This window comes from Microbacterium sp. PRC9 (assembly GCF_031844125.1).
Lineage (GTDB): Bacteria > Actinomycetota > Actinomycetes > Actinomycetales > Microbacteriaceae > Microbacterium.
In genome coordinates this window covers 18,019-31,826 of record NZ_JAUZUR010000013.1, presented here as the reverse complement: position 1 = coordinate 31,826, position 13,808 = coordinate 18,019, and the positions used below count along the sequence as shown (strand labels likewise).

At 70.4% G+C, this 13,808-nt stretch carries 11 protein-coding genes; 5 read left to right on the top strand and 6 right to left on the bottom strand.

Annotated elements, in window-relative coordinates:
- Positions 1 to 18: 18 nt before the first annotated feature.
- The 4 genes from Q9R33_RS19870 to Q9R33_RS19855 are packed head-to-tail and all read right to left on the bottom strand — an operon-like array spanning position 19 to position 5,517.
- A complete protein-coding gene (locus tag Q9R33_RS19870) occupies positions 19 to 2,316 on the bottom strand; it encodes a glycoside hydrolase family 3 N-terminal domain-containing protein (protein WP_311294874.1) in 2,298 nt (765 codons plus the stop codon).
- A complete protein-coding gene (locus Q9R33_RS19865) occupies positions 2,313 to 3,197 on the bottom strand; it encodes a carbohydrate ABC transporter permease (RefSeq protein ID WP_056372232.1) in 885 nt (294 codons plus the stop codon). The genes Q9R33_RS19870 and Q9R33_RS19865 overlap by 4 nt, the downstream gene beginning before the upstream one ends.
- Complete coding sequence (locus Q9R33_RS19860) at positions 3,194 to 4,219, bottom strand: sugar ABC transporter permease (RefSeq protein ID WP_310250222.1); 1,026 nt, start codon at positions 4,217 to 4,219, stop codon at positions 3,194 to 3,196. The genes Q9R33_RS19865 and Q9R33_RS19860 overlap by 4 nt, the downstream gene beginning before the upstream one ends.
- An 11-nt stretch (positions 4,220 to 4,230) precedes the next feature.
- Positions 4,231 to 5,517, bottom strand: a complete 1,287-nt coding sequence (locus tag Q9R33_RS19855) for an extracellular solute-binding protein (RefSeq protein WP_311294873.1) — start codon at positions 5,515 to 5,517, stop codon at positions 4,231 to 4,233.
- 171 nt (positions 5,518 to 5,688) lie between these two features.
- Here Q9R33_RS19855 and Q9R33_RS19850 point away from each other — a divergent pair, with 171 nt between their 5' ends.
- Complete coding sequence (locus Q9R33_RS19850; protein WP_056372236.1) at positions 5,689 to 6,684, top strand: LacI family DNA-binding transcriptional regulator; 996 nt, start codon at positions 5,689 to 5,691, stop codon at positions 6,682 to 6,684.
- 1 nt (position 6,685) lies between these two features.
- Here Q9R33_RS19850 and Q9R33_RS19845 read toward each other — a convergent pair whose 3' ends face one another.
- Entirely contained in the window at positions 6,686 to 7,855 is a 1,170-nt protein-coding gene (locus tag Q9R33_RS19845) for an ROK family transcriptional regulator (protein WP_056372238.1), read from the bottom strand.
- A gap of 85 nt (positions 7,856 to 7,940) precedes the next feature.
- Entirely contained in the window at positions 7,941 to 8,264 is a 324-nt protein-coding gene (locus Q9R33_RS19840) for a hypothetical protein (RefSeq protein WP_157549830.1), read from the bottom strand.
- Between the two features lie 336 nt (positions 8,265 to 8,600).
- On the opposite strand from Q9R33_RS19840, the gene xylA reads away from it, so the two are divergent.
- The 4 genes from xylA (at position 8,601) to Q9R33_RS19820 (ending at position 13,696) form a co-directional block, all read left to right on the top strand.
- Positions 8,601 to 9,791 carry a xylose isomerase gene (gene xylA / locus Q9R33_RS19835; RefSeq protein ID WP_310250215.1) on the top strand — a complete coding sequence of 397 codons (1,191 nt, stop codon included), beginning with the start codon at positions 8,601 to 8,603 and terminating at the stop codon, positions 9,789 to 9,791.
- A gap of 166 nt (positions 9,792 to 9,957) precedes the next feature.
- A complete protein-coding gene (xylB, locus tag Q9R33_RS19830) occupies positions 9,958 to 11,262 on the top strand; it encodes a xylulokinase (RefSeq protein WP_311294872.1) in 1,305 nt (434 codons plus the stop codon).
- Positions 11,263 to 11,758: 496 nt separating this feature from the next.
- Positions 11,759 to 12,055, top strand: coding sequence for a hypothetical protein (locus Q9R33_RS19825; protein ID WP_310250209.1), 297 nt, complete (start codon positions 11,759 to 11,761; stop codon positions 12,053 to 12,055).
- Positions 12,056 to 12,073: 18 nt separating this feature from the next.
- On the top strand, positions 12,074 to 13,696 hold the full coding sequence (locus tag Q9R33_RS19820; protein WP_311294871.1) for a response regulator transcription factor: 1,623 nt from the start codon (positions 12,074 to 12,076) through the stop codon (positions 13,694 to 13,696).
- Positions 13,697 to 13,808 lie beyond the last annotated feature (112 nt).

Here is a 13,808-nt window from a genome sequence, read left to right as displayed (position 1 = left end):
GCACTCGGGGCCCTTCTTTCAACGGGGGTCGGGGACCAGGGCCGAGACCGCAGCCGTCGCCACTCGAGGCTCGTCAGCGGTGATCGCGTGCACGTGTCCGACGAGCTCGATCCGGGTCTCGGTGTCGCGTTCGGCGCACGATCCTCCCACCCACAGATCGATGGCGCCGGGCTCCACGATCCGGTGGCCTTCTCGTCCGGTGAACGCCAGCCGTGAGGTCGGCACGGAGAACGTGACGGTCGCCGACTCCCCAGGAGCCAGGGAGACCCGCTGGTACGCGAGCAGCTGTGCGACGGGGCGGGTGACCGAGCCGACGATGTCCCGGGCGTAGAGCTGCACGACATCGGTGCCTGCGCGATCGCCCACGTTCGACAGCCGCACCTGCGCGGTGATCGTGCCGTCGGTGGCGGCATCCGAAGCGGTCAGATCGTCTCGGGCGAACGAGGTGTACGTCAGCCCGAAGCCGAACGGTCTCGCCGGCGTGTTGTCGGCGCTCGTGATGTCGGTCGGACCGCCGAGCCGGGGGTGCAGATACGTGTACGGCTGAGCGCCCGCGGACCGGGGCAGCGAGACCGGCAGCCGACCGGACGGCTCGGCAGCGCCCGAGATGATCCGCGCGATCGCGGGTCCGCCTTCCTCTCCCGGGAAGAACGCCTGCAGCACAGCCGCGGCAGCGGTGCTGCCGTCGAGCATCCAGCCGATCGCGTACGGGCGTCCCGAGACGATCACCACGACGGTCGGGGTGCCCGTGGCGACCACGGCCTCGACGAGCCGGCGCTGCACACCGGGAAGCTCCAGATCGTCCACGTCGTTGCCCTCGCCGACGGTGCCGCGTCCGAACAGACCGGCGCGGTCGCCCACGACGACGATCGCGACATCGGCGTCCGCCGCCGAGCGGGCGGCGGCGGCGATGCCGCGCTCGTCGTCGCCTTCGACGTCGCAGCCCTGTTCGAGCACGATGGCCGCATCGCGGAACTCCGCGCGCAGTGACTCCGCGACGGTCGGGATCTCGAAGCCCAGGGGCGTGCCGGGGTGGTGCGCCAGCACGTGATTGGCGAACGAGTAGCAGCCCATGAGCGACTCTGCGGCGTCGGCGTTGGGGCCGATCAGCGCGATGCTGCGCGGCGCCGTCAGTGGGAGCACGCCGTCGTTGCCGAGGAGGACGACCGACTCCTCGGCCGTTCTGCGAGCGAGGTCGCGAAGCTCCGGGCCGTCGAGCTCCACCTGTGTCGGCGGCGACGAGAAGTCCTCGTCGAGAAGGCCGAGCTCCTCCTTCTGCGAGAGCACGCGGAGCACCGCGCGATCCACATCGGCGCGTCCCTGAGCGCTCGAGCCGAGGAGCGCCCGCAGCGGCGCGACGAACGCGTCGCCCGTGGGCAGCTCGACGTCGATCCCCGCCCGCAGCGCCAGCAACGCCGCCTCGCCGGGATCGGCGGCGATCCCGTGCAGCGCGTGGAGGAATGCGACCGAGAAGTAGTCGGCCACGACGGTGCCGTCGAATCCCCACTCGTCGCGCAGGAGCGTGGTGAGCAGCTCGGGGTTCGATGCGACGGGAACACCGTCGATCTCGGCGTACGAGTTCATCACCGACCGCACGCCGCCGTCGCGGACCGCCATCTCGAACGGCGGCAGCATGACGTCCTGCAGCCGGCGGCGCCCCATGTGCACGGGCGCGTGGTTGCGGCCGGCCTGCGATGCGGAATAGCCGGCGAAGTGCTTCAGGGTGGCGTGCACACCGGCCGATTGCAGTCCCTTGACGTACGCGGTGCCGATCGTGCCGACGACGTACGGGTCCTCCGAGATGCATTCGTCGACACGACCCCATCGCGAGTCCATGATCACGTCGAGCACCGGCGCGAGGCCCTGGTGTATTCCGAGCTCGGCCATGGAGCGGCCGATCGCCGCGCCGAGCTGTTCGGTGAGCTCGGGGTCGAAGGCCGCGCCCCAGGCCAGCGGCGTCGGGAAGGTGGCCGCCTTCCACGCGGCGAGTCCCGTGAGGCACTCCTCGTGCACGATCGCGGGGATCCCGAGGCGGGTCTGCTCGCGAAGCCGCCGCTGCTCCGCCCAGAGCCACTCGGCGCGGGCGACCGGGTCGACCGGCCGCGTGCCGTACACGCGGGTGAGGTGCCCGATGCCGTTCGCGGTGGCGTCCTCGTAGCGCGTCGAGGTCACCATCTCGCCGGCCATCGGCGCGACGACCTCGTCTCCCTGGTCGACCCAGTACCCGACGAGCTGGGCGAGCTTCTCGTCGAGGGTCATCTGTGCGTGCAGCGCGAGCACGCGCTCCGAGACGGTGCGCAGTCCGTAGCCGCTCATCCCTTGACCGCTCCCGTCAGGCCGCCGACGATCCGCCGCTCGAAGAGGCTGAAGAACGCCAGCGCGGGGATCATCGACAGCGAGGTGAACGCCAGCACCTTCGCAGTGTCGACGGAGTACTGCGAAGAGAAGGCCTGCACGCCGAGGGGGAGCGTGAAGTTCGCGTTGTCGTTGAGGAGGTACAGCGGCAGCAGGTAGCTGTTCCAGCTCGCGATGAACGCGAGGATCCCGACGGTGATGACACCGGGCACGGCGAGGGGGACCACCATGCGCCAGAAGAAGCCGAGGCGGCTGCAGCCGTCGATGAAGGCCGCTTCCTGGATCTCGTCGGGAATGGCCCGTAGGAACGGCACCAGGATGATGATCGTCGTCGGCAGGGCGAACGCGATCTGCGGGAGGATGACGCCGGCCAGTGTGTTGATGAGTCCCATGTCGCGCACCACGATGTACAGCGGCGTGATCGCGACGGTGATGGGGAACATGAGCCCGGCGGCGAAGAGCGCGTAGAGGGCGCCACGCCCGCGGAAGTGATAGCGGGCGAGGACGTAGCTGGCCATGAGGCCCAGCACGATGACTCCGCCCGTGGTGACCACGGCGACGACGGTCGAGTTGAGCACCAGCGTCCAGAACGTGCCTTCGGTGAGCACGTCGAAGTAGTTCGTGAACACCCACGGATCGGGCAGACCCGCCGGGTTCGTCGTGATCTGCGAGTTCGAGCGGAAGCCGCCGAGGATGATGTAGATCACCGGCCCGAGCATCAGCGCGATCACGACGAGTGCGACGAAGTAGACGGCGGGCGTTCCGGCCCGCATGGGCTGACGCCGCGGGGCGTGCGGTGGCGTGGTCGCGACAGCGTCGGTCGCGACGGAGACGGCGGTCATCCGTCGTTCCTTTCGGTGAGTGCTCCCGCGGTGTCGCGGCGCAGGACGAAGCGCTGGTAGACGAGCGCGACGACGAGGGAGATGAGGAAGATGACGACGGCGACGGCATTGCCGTAGCCGAAGTTGCCGGCGTTGCGGCCGTTGGCCACCATGTACGTCGCCATCGTCGAGGTGCCGGCGACGGGTGCCACGTACTGCCCCCAGATGATGTAGACGAGGTCGAACAGCTGGAGCGCGCCGATGATCGACAGGAACGCCCAGATGCGCAGCGTCGGGCCGAGCAGCGGGATCGTGATGCGACGCTGGATCTGCCAATAGCTCGCGCCGTCGATGGCGGCCGCCTCGTACAGCTCCTCGGGGATGCCCTGCAGGCCCGCGAGGAAGAGGATGACGGCGAAGCCGACGTACTTCCACGTGAGAATCGCCATGAGCGTCCAGATCGCGATGCTGGGGTCGGCGAGCCAGTCACGGGTCAACTGGTCGAGGCCGAGATTCTCCAGCAGACCGTTGAGCGCACCGTTGGTGGCGAGCATGAGACTGAAGCCGGTGCCGACGACGACCTCCGCGATCACGTACGGGACGAAGATGAGCACCCGGATGATCGACTGCCCGCGCATCTTGCGGTTGAGCAGGAGCGCCAGCAGCAGTGCCACCGGTCCCTGCAGGATGAGGGACATCACGACGATGAAGCCGTTGTGACCCAGCGCCTCTTGGAAGTCGGGGTCGGTGAGGATCGTGACGTAGTTCTTGAGGCCGATGAAGTCGGTCGGCGGGCCGTACCCGTGCCAGTTGAAGAAGCCGTAGTACGCCGCCATGATCACCGGGAAGATGACGAAGCCGACGAAGAAGATCAGTGCGGGTCCGACCAGCACGGCGATCTCCAGGCGGCCCGACCATCCGATCCCGCGGCGTCGGCGGCGCGGCGATGCCGGGGGCGGCGGCGTGTCGCCACCGCCCCCGGTGCGCTCCGCGCGATCCGTCTCCGGGCGATCGTCCGTACTCGGTGTCGCGCTCTTGTGCATGCGGGTGTTCCTTATCCCTTCGCGCCGGCCGAGTTGGCCGCAGCGATCATCTCGTCGGGCGTGCTCTGTCCGGCGAGCATGTCGACGACCGCCACGTTGAGTGCGTTGCCGACGTTCTGCCCGAGCACCGTGTCGAGCCACTGCGAGACGAACGGGGCCGCGTTGTAGGCCTCGAGGATCTGCTTCAGGTAGGGCTCGGTGACCTCGGCCTGTGCGGCCTGGTTCACGGGCGGCGAGTTGAACGCCTTGTAGTACGCGGTCTGCTGGTCGTCGGACGCGACGAAGTTGAGGAAGTCGACGCACTCCTTGGGTGCCTTCGCGGAGCACGAGTAGCCGTCGACGCCACCCATCATCGAGCCGGGCTCGCCCTTGCCGCCGGAGACCTCCGGGAAGGGGTACCACGCCAGGTCGGGGAGCGGCTTCTCGTCAGGGGTGAGCGAGGCGATCACGCCCGGGTCCCACGCGCCCATCAGCTCGCCACCGGCCTGGTGGTTCGCGACGAGGCCGGCCGAGCTGCCGGCGCCCTGCTGGGCGGAGGTGGTGAGGAAGCCGTCGTTGAACGGCTCCGTGGCGGCGAAATCGGCGAGGTCCTCGGCGGCCTTCAGCCAGCACGGGTCGCTGAAGTCCTTCGAGTCGCCGGTCTCCTCGACCGTCTTCGGGGCGCACTCGCGCAGCGCGAACCAGTAGAACCAGTGCGCAGCCGGCCAGGCGTCCTTCGCGCCGAGGGCGAGCGGCGCCACGCCGGTCGCCTTCAGCTTGTCGTTCGCCGCGACGAGCTCGTCGATGGTCGTCGGGGTCTCGGTGACGCCCGCGGCGTCGTAGAGGTCCTGACTGTAGAAGATTCCGCCGGGAAGCACCGACAGGGGCATCGCCCACACCTTGTCCTGGTAGGTCTCGGCCTTGAACGAGCCCTCGGAGATGTTCTCCTTCGCCTCGCCCTCGATCTTCCCCGTCAGGTCCATCAGCTGACCCGCCTGGACCATCGCGGTCATCTTGCCGCCGCCGCGCTGCAGGAAGATGTCCGGCGGGTCGCCCGCGTTGAGCGAGGTCTGCAGCTTGCCGTCCATGTCCTCGTTCTGGATCGACTGCATCTTGATCGTGACGCCGGGGTTCTCCTTCTCGAACGCGGCGATGGCGTCCTTCCAGAACTGCTGGCCCGGGCCTGTCGTGGAGTTCTGCCACAGCGTCATCTCGACGTTGCCGTCGCTGCTGCCGCCGCCGCCGGCGCTGCAGCCGGCGAGCGCGAGCGCGCTGACGATGACTGCTGCGGAACCCGCGAGGATCCTCTTGCGCATCATGTGATTCCCGTCTCTTCTTCGAGGAGCACCTCTGCTGCGAGGTGCTGGTGGTCGACGCGATCGGGTCGCGTACCGCCCGGCGTGCGGACCGGGCGAGAAAAGTGTCCTTTGACAACAAATAACTGTCAAACGTTTTCAATAACGGTTTCGATGCCGTTATGATTTCGAGACATGGCCCGTCGTCCCACGATCACCGACGTCGCCGCCGCAGCGGGCGTCTCGGTCGCAACCGTCTCGAAGGCGGTGAACGGTCGCTATGGCGTGGCCAGCGAGACGGTGGACAAGGTTCTCGCCGTCGTGGCCGAGCTCGGATACGAGTCGAGCCTGATCGCCAGCAGCATGCGATCGCGCAAGACGGGTGTCATCGGCGTGCTCGTCGCCGACTTCGAGCCCTTCAGTGCCGAGGTCCTGAAGGGCGTCGGCGAGGCGCTGCGCGAGTCGCGGTACGACCTGCTCGCCTACTCAGGGTCACACGGTGCCGCGGAGGGATGGGAGCGGCGGTCGCTGTCGCGCCTCAGCGGAACACTCATCGACGGCGCCATCATCGTCACCCCGACCGTCGTGAACGTCGGCGCTGAGGTGCCGGTCGTCGCCATCGACCCGCACACGGGTCCTGCCGATCTGCCGACCGTCGAGTGCGACAGTTTCGGAGGTGCGCTGCAGGCGACGCGCTACCTCATCGAGCTCGGTCACTCGCGCATCGGCTTCATCGCGGGTCGTCCGGACCTGCGCTCGTCGATCGCCCGCGACGCCGGCTATCGACGCGCACTCGCGGATGCGGGCATCCCCCTCGATCCGGCGCTGGTCGGCTCGGGGAGCTACCAGCAGGATGCCGTCCGCGTGGCCGCACTCGAGATGCTCCGCCGGCCCGACCGGCCGACCGCGGTCTTCGCCGCCAACGACATCTCCGGTCTGGAGATCGTCAGGGTGGCGTCCGAGCTCGGTATCGACATCCCCCGCGAGTTGTCGGTGATCGGCTTCGACGACGTCCCCGAGGCATCCAAGTCGACGCCCGCGCTGTCGACGGTGCGCCAGCCCATGCAGATGCTCGGCGCCGAGGCAGTCGGCATGCTCCTGGAGCTGATGGAGGGGAGCACACCCGCCGTCACGCATGTCAAGCTGCCGACGCGGCTCGTGCCCCGGGACACCACTGCCCCGCCGGCGTGAATCAGCTCCGCGCTGCGCCGCCAGGATCCCGGAGCAGCTCGGCGAAGGCGGCCTCGGCGGCCCCGATGAGGAGGCGATCCTCGGCCAGTGATGCGACACGGATGAGGAGATGCTCGCTGGTCGCCGACATCGTCTGCTCCTGGACCATGGTCCCGAGTCCCGGCACATCGACCGCGGCGATCGTCGCGAGGAAACCGCCGAGCACGACCACCGAGGGGTTCAGCGCGTTGACGGCGTTGGCGAGCGCCGTCGAGAGGATGCGGCGCTGCCGGGCGACCTCCTCGGCCGCGGTCGGGCCCGCTGCGGACACAGCCGCGGCGAGCGTCGGCTCGTCCGCCGCGTGAAGCCCGACGGCGGCGAGCAGCCGGGCTCGGCTGACCTCGTCCTCGAGCACGCCGTCGCCGGCGCGACGGTCGGTGGCCGACGCGATGCCGGGGCGATTCTGCCCGAACTCGCCGGTGTAGCCGCCGGCGCCGAGGAGCGGCTTGCCGTGCACGATCAGGCCGCCGCCGATGCCGCTCGCGCCGCCGTTGAGGTACACGACGTCATCGAAGCCGGCCGCGGCGCCGTAGAGATGCTCGGCGATCGCCCCCAGCGTCGCGTCGTTGCCCACGACGGTCGGCAGGCCGGTGGCCTCGGCGACGAGGTCGCGAACCGGCGCGTCCACCCAGCGCAGGTGGGGCGCGTTGCGGACGAGCCCGTCCGCTGCCCGCACGAGCCCCGGCACCGCGAGGCCGACACCGACGATGCGCGCGTGTGCGAGTTCGCCGGCGCGCCACGTCTCGACGCGCTCCGCGATGAGCCGTGCCGTCTCGTCCGGAGACAGCAGGCGGTCGAGCTCGATGCGCTCGCGGACCGGGATGCCGCGGTCCAGGCCGACGGCGGCGATCGTGAGCGCGTCGACCTCCGGGTTGGCGGCGATCGCCATCACACGTGCGTCGGCGGCGACCACCGGGGAGGGACGCCCCACCCGCCGGGATGGATCGGGCGCGCGTTCCACGACCAGCCCTTCGCGCACCAGTTCGGCCACCAGGTCCGCGATCGTCGATCGATTGAGGCCCGTGGCCTCGGTCAGTCGCGCGCGGGAGAGCGGTCCTTCGAGGTGCACCAGGCGCAGCAGCCGGGCCAGGTTGCGCTGACGCACGCCCTCGGCGGCCGTTGGATCGCTCACCGTCTCACTGTAGAGGGCGGCGCGGCGGCACTTCGAGATTTGTTGCGTGCGGCTTCAAACCGGTGTGACGGCGTGGAGTGGAGGATCAGGCGGACGGGCGTTCGGCACCGGCCGGGGAGATCGCGTCGACCGCCAGGGCGAAGTCGAGCGTCTGGAGCACTTCGACGGCCCGGTCGTAGCGAGGCCCGGCGAGGACGACGAACACGGCCCCGACGACATCGATGAAGCCGGCGGTCGCCCCGGCGGTGCTGACCTCGTAGCGATCGATGTCTATGCGCTCCCACCGGACGGCGGAGTCGTCGGGCGCCGGCGACTCCGGTCGCCGCGGCGCCAGTTCGTTCCGTGGCGGCAGGACGCGCGACCGCAGCGCGCCGCGTCTCACCGGTGAGGACGGCCTCTCGAGCACCATGGGGGAGGCTCCTCTCGTCGTGCCCTGATCCTGCGCCTCGCCTGCACTTTTCGCGCAGGGGGGTTGACGTGTTGGGATGGGCCGACCAGGGCTGACGCCGGCGTCCGCGCGACCGGATCGCGCTCCCGAGATCATTCTCCGCGCTCGGACCGGAACCGGGTGTTAAGGCCTGATGAACTTCCGGTCACAACCGGACACGCGTGGACCCGCGGCGTCATCTGATCATCGATTCGCGAGCCTGGAGGCGCCGTTCGCGCGGGAAGCGCCGTTCGTGGTGGACGCAGCATCCATTCTGGTATAGGTTGTCGGCAGCAACATTTATCGCGAAGGAGCGTCATGCCCACCCCCACCCGCGCCGACAAGTTCTCGTTCGGTCTCTGGACCATCGGCTACAACGGCACCGACCCCTTCGGCGGACCGACCCGCAATCACCTCGACGTCGTCCACGCCGTCGAGAAGCTCGCCGAGCTCGGCGCGTACGGACTCACCTTCCACGACGACGACCTGTTCGCCTTCGGATCGACGGATGCTGAGCGCCAGACCCAGATCGACCGCCTCAAGGGCGCGCTCGCCGACACCGGCCTGATCATCCCGATGGTCACCACGAACCTGTTCTCGGCCCCCGTCTTCAAGGACGGCGGCTTCACGTCGAACGACCGCGACGTGCGTCGGTTCGCGCTGCGCAAGGTGTTCCGCCAGCTCGACCTCGGTGCCGAGCTCGGCGCCAAGACGTTCGTCATGTGGGGCGGCCGCGAGGGCGCCGAGTATGACTCCGCCAAGGACATCCGCGCCGCGCTCGAGCGCTACCGCGAGGCCGTCAACCTCCTCGGCGACTACGTCACCGACAAGGGCTACGACATCCGCTTCGCCATCGAGCCCAAGCCGAACGAGCCCCGCGGCGACATCCTGCTGCCCACGCTCGGGCACGCGATCGCGTTCATCGACTCGCTCGAGCGCCCCGAGCTCGTCGGCCTCAACCCCGAGGTCGGCCACGAGCAGATGGCGGGCCTGAACTTCGCCGCCGGCATCGCGCAGGCGCTGTTCCACGGCAAGCTCTTCCACATCGACCTCAACGGCCAGCGGGGCATCAAGTACGACCAGGACCTCGTGTTCGGCCACGGCGACCTGCACAACGCGTTCGCGCTCGTCGACCTGCTCGAGAACGGCGGCCCCGGCGGCGTGCCCGCGTACGACGGCCCGCGCCACTTCGACTACAAGCCCTCGCGCACCGAGGACGAGACGGGCGTCTGGGACTCGGCCGCGGCGAACATGCGCACCTACCTGCTGCTCAAGGAGCGCGCCGCGGCCTTCCGCGCCGACCCCGAGGTGCAGGAGGCGCTCGCCGCCGCGAAGGTCGACGAGCTGTCGGTTCCGACGCTCAACCCGGGTGAGACGTACGACGACTTCCTCGCCGACCGCTCGGCGTATGAGGACTTCGACGCCGACGCGTACCTCGGCGGCAAGGGCTTCGGCTTCGTCCGCCTCCAGCAGCTCGCGACCGAGCACCTGCTCGGCGCCCGCGGCTGAAGCCATCCCACACCGACCGCGACTCCCGATCTGCCCGCCTCGATCGTGAGAAGACAGTCGCAGGACGAGACCCTGGGTGAATCCCAGGGTCTCGTCCCTCATCTGTCGTCTCACGGTCTGGGGCCGACGCCGTCGGAGCGCGATCGAACAGCGTGAAGGAGCGCACATGAGCCTCGTCATGGGGGTCGATTCGTCGACGCAGTCCTGCAAGGTCGTGATCGTGGATGCTGCGACCCAGGCGGTCGTCAGGCAGGGGCGCTCGTCGCACCCCGACGGCACGTCGGTCGACCCCGAGGCGTGGTGGAGCGCGCTGCAGGAGGCGATCGCCGACGCCGGAGGGATCGACGACGTCGAGGCCTGGGCGATCGGCGGGCAGCAGCACGGCATGGTGGCGCTCGACGCCGAGGGACGCGTCGTCCGCGACGCGCTGCTGTGGAACGACACCCGCTCGGCGCAGGCCGCGGCCGACCTCACGGCGCAGTTCGGCGCCGAGGAGCTCGCGCGGCGCACGGGCCTCGTGCCCGTGGCATCCTTCACGATCACGAAGCTCCGCTGGCTGCGCGACCACGAGCCCGAGAACGCGGCACGCGTGGCCGCCGTCGCCCTGCCGCACGACTGGCTGACCTGGCGGCTGCGCGGGTTCGGGTCTGCGGGCGGGTCACCGCGCGGCCCCGAGCTCGACGAGCTCGTCACCGACCGCTCCGACGCCTCGGGGACGGGCTACTGGAACCCTGCCACCGGCGGCTACGACCACGAGCTGCTCATCGCCGCCCTCGGCCACGACGCCGCGCTGCCGCGCGTGCTCGGACCCGACGAATGGGTGACGGATGCCGCGGGACGGCGCGTCGGCGGCGGCGCCGGCGATAACGCGGGCGCGGCCCTCGGGCTCGGGGCCGGTCCCGGAGACGTGGTCGTGTCGATCGGCACCAGCGGGACGGTGTTCGCGGTGAGCGAGGAGCGCACGATCGACCCCTCCGGCACAGTCGCGGGCTTCGCCGACTGCACGGGCCGGTTCCTGCCGCTCGTCGCGACGCTCAACGCGGCGCGCGTGCTCGACGCGATCGGGCGCGTGCTCGGCGTCGACCACGCCGAGCTGTCGCGGCTGGCTCTGTCCGCCCAGCCGGGCGCAGCGGGCCTGACGCTGGTGCCCTACTTCGAAGGCGAGCGCACCCCGAACCTCCCCGACGCCACCGCTTCGCTCACCGGCATGACGCTCGCCTCGACGACGCGCGAGAACCTCGCGCGTGCCGCAGTCGAGGGGATGCTCTCGGGGCTCGCCGCCGGGCTCGAAGCCCTCCGTGCACTCGGCGTGCCGCTCGAGCGCGCGCTGCTCGTCGGCGGTGGCGCGCAGTCCACGGCGGTGCGCGAGATCGCGCCCCTCGTGCTGGGCCTGCCGGTCGAGGTGCCCGAGCCCGGAGAGTACGTGGCTCTCGGCGCCGCGCGGCAGGCAGCATCCGTCCTCCCCTCCTGAGCTCTCCCGCTCTCGCGGGGGCGCGTCCGCGCTCTCTCTCACGCCCCGTCCATGTCCGGACTTCGCAGGCTCGTCGGCCGACAGCGATGGGAATCCCGGACGCCGGCTCGCGGGGAGTCTTTGCGGATCAGGCGAGATTCTCCGCGAAGTCCGGACTTCGCAGATTCGTGGGCCTGAGACTCTGCGATTCCTGGACCTCGCGGCTACCAGGCCCGAGACTCCGCGAAGTCCGGACTTCGCAGATTCGCGGGCCTGAGGCTCTGCGATTCCTGGACCTCGCGGCTACCGGGCCCGAGATTCTCCGCGAAGTCCGGACTTCGCAGATTCGTGGGCCTGAGACTCTGCGATTCCCGGACCTCGCGGCTCCCGGGGCAACGGGCGGAGAAAGCGTCCCGGCAGGACCGCACCCGCGCGGGCTGAATCGTGCAGGTGCGCCCGGCGGGAATGGGGAGAACTGCCGATGTATCGCCGGGGGCGGCATCCGTATCTTCCCTGTATGGATGCTGCGACGCTCGCCGGTGCGGTCTCGACCGTGCTGTTCGCCGCGGCCAACCTGCCGATGGTGGTGAAGGCCGTGCGCTCCGGCGACCTGCGCTCGTACAGCCTCAGCGCGCTCCTGATGGGCAACGTCGGCAATGCGGTCTACACCGTCTACGTGCTGAGTCTGCCGTTCGGGCCGATCTGGATCCTGCACGGCTTCTACCTCACGACGATGGCGATCATGCTCGTGCTGTACGGGGTGTCGGCGCACGCGCATCGGGTCGCGCAGCGACGACCGGACACGGCGCGATGACGGCGGTAGCATTCGGGCATGGCGGACACGGTCGCCGTGCTCGAACAGGCTCGGGCGGCATACCGGTCCGGTGACTGGGAGGCGGCGCGGGAGGCGTTCGAGGGGGCCCGCCGCGACGCCGCGGCCACCGGTGCCGACCTGCGCGCGCTCGCGTCGTGCGAGTGGTGGCTCGGGCGCCAGGACGCCTGCCTCGGGCGCCTCGAGTCGGCCTTCCGTGTGCTCTCCGACGAGGGCGACGCGATGGGCGCGGCCGAAGCGGCGCTCGTCGTCGCGCTCGTGCGCCTGATCCGCGCCGAGATCACGGTCGGCACGGCGTGGGCGCGGCGCGCGCGGCGGATCCTCGCCGATCTTCCGGATGGTCGTGGGCACGCGTACGAGGTGTACCTCACGGCGAGCATGGACCTCGACGGCACCGGCGCGCTGTGGCCGGCCGAGAGCGTGTCGCGCATGCGCGAGCTGGCCGACGCGCTGCGCAGGCCCGCGGTGTCCGCGTTGAGCGCGGTCGTGGCCGGGATGCACGCGATCCGGGCGGGGCGAACGGCCGAGGGATTCGCGCAACTCGACGAGGCGATGCTCTGCGTCGTGTCGGACGAACTCGAGCCGGAGTGGGCGGGCGATGTGCTGTGCACCACCATCCACGTGTGCCATGAGCTCGCTGATTTCCGCCGCATGGCCGACTGGACCCGCGCGACCGAGGCCTGGTGCGCCGCACGCGGCGCGCACGTCCTCTACGCCGGCGTCTGCCGCGTGCACCGACTCGAGCTCCAGTCCGCGAGCGGGGAATGGGATGCTGCGGAAGCGGCGCTCGAGCGCGCGTGCGAGGACCTCGGATCCGATCACCCCTGGATCGCCGGTGAGGGATGGAACCAGCTCGGCGAGATCCGGCGGCTCCGCGGGGACGCCGCCGGAGCACGCGAGGCCTACCGTCGTGCGAGCGAGGCGGGCATCGACCCGGTGCCGGGAGAGGCGCTGCTGGTGCTCGCGGACGGCGACACCGAGCGGGCCGCGGCGATGATCGCCGCCGCGCTCGAGCAGCGCGATCGCATGGGCCGCGCGCGGCTGCTGCGTCCGGGGATCGAGATCGCTCTCGCGCACGGGCGGCCCCGGGAGGCCGAGCACCTGCTCGACGAGCTCGAGGACGACGCGCGCGCCTTCGGCAGCGACGGGTTCCAGGCGTGGGCGGCCCACGGACGCGGGATGATCCTGATCCAGGCGGGCGATGCCGCGGGCGCGGTGGGCCGGCTGCACGCCGCCCTCGACCTCTTCCGGCGCCTGGGGCAGCCCTGGGAGCAGGCGAACGTGCTCTGCTGGCTCGCCACCGCCCATGAGCTCCGCGGAGAGCCGGCGCTGGCCGCGCAGCTGCGGGAGCAGGCTGGTGCCATCTTCGAGCGCCTCGGCGCGCCTCCGGTGGTCGTGCGATCCGCGGCTGCCGAAGACGGCGGCCCGCTGACCGCCAGGGAGCGCGAGATCGTCGAGCTCGTCGCGCAGGGCAGGGCCAACAGGCAGATCGCCGACGAGCTCTTCATCAGCGAGAAGACCGTGAGCCGGCACCTCGCGAACATCTACGTGAAGCTCGACGTCGGATCGCGCACGGCCGCCGCCGCATGGTGGCGCGAGCACGCCGGGAAGCGCGTTCGGTGACGGGCCCTGCATCGAATGGTGCAGACGCACGGGGCGGATCTGCGCGGTTCTGCGGACGTGGCGGCTCCCTCACGCTCCGTAGCGTCGGGGTCAGACACCAGACGGAGCACTC

Bases quoted from the DNA above. Each gene is read 5' to 3' on its own strand.
- Q9R33_RS19870 (WP_311294874.1), bottom strand. From the start codon at position 2,316: ATGAGCGGCTACGGACTGCGCACCGTCTCGGAGCGCGTGCTCGCGCTG.
- Q9R33_RS19865 (WP_056372232.1), bottom strand. From the start codon at position 3,197: ATGACCGCCGTCTCCGTCGCGACCGACGCTGTCGCGACCACGCCACCG.
- Q9R33_RS19860 (WP_310250222.1), bottom strand. From the start codon at position 4,219: ATGCACAAGAGCGCGACACCGAGTACGGACGATCGCCCGGAGACGGAT.
- Q9R33_RS19855 (WP_311294873.1), bottom strand. From the start codon at position 5,517: ATGATGCGCAAGAGGATCCTCGCGGGTTCCGCAGCAGTCATCGTCAGC.
- Q9R33_RS19850 (WP_056372236.1), top strand. From the start codon at position 5,689: ATGGCCCGTCGTCCCACGATCACCGACGTCGCCGCCGCAGCGGGCGTC.
- Q9R33_RS19840 (WP_157549830.1), bottom strand. From the start codon at position 8,264: ATGGTGCTCGAGAGGCCGTCCTCACCGGTGAGACGCGGCGCGCTGCGG.
- xylA (WP_310250215.1), top strand. From the start codon at position 8,601: ATGCCCACCCCCACCCGCGCCGACAAGTTCTCGTTCGGTCTCTGGACC.
- xylB (WP_311294872.1), top strand. From the start codon at position 9,958: ATGAGCCTCGTCATGGGGGTCGATTCGTCGACGCAGTCCTGCAAGGTC.
- Q9R33_RS19825 (WP_310250209.1), top strand. From the start codon at position 11,759: ATGGATGCTGCGACGCTCGCCGGTGCGGTCTCGACCGTGCTGTTCGCC.
- Q9R33_RS19820 (WP_311294871.1), top strand. From the start codon at position 12,074: ATGGCGGACACGGTCGCCGTGCTCGAACAGGCTCGGGCGGCATACCGG.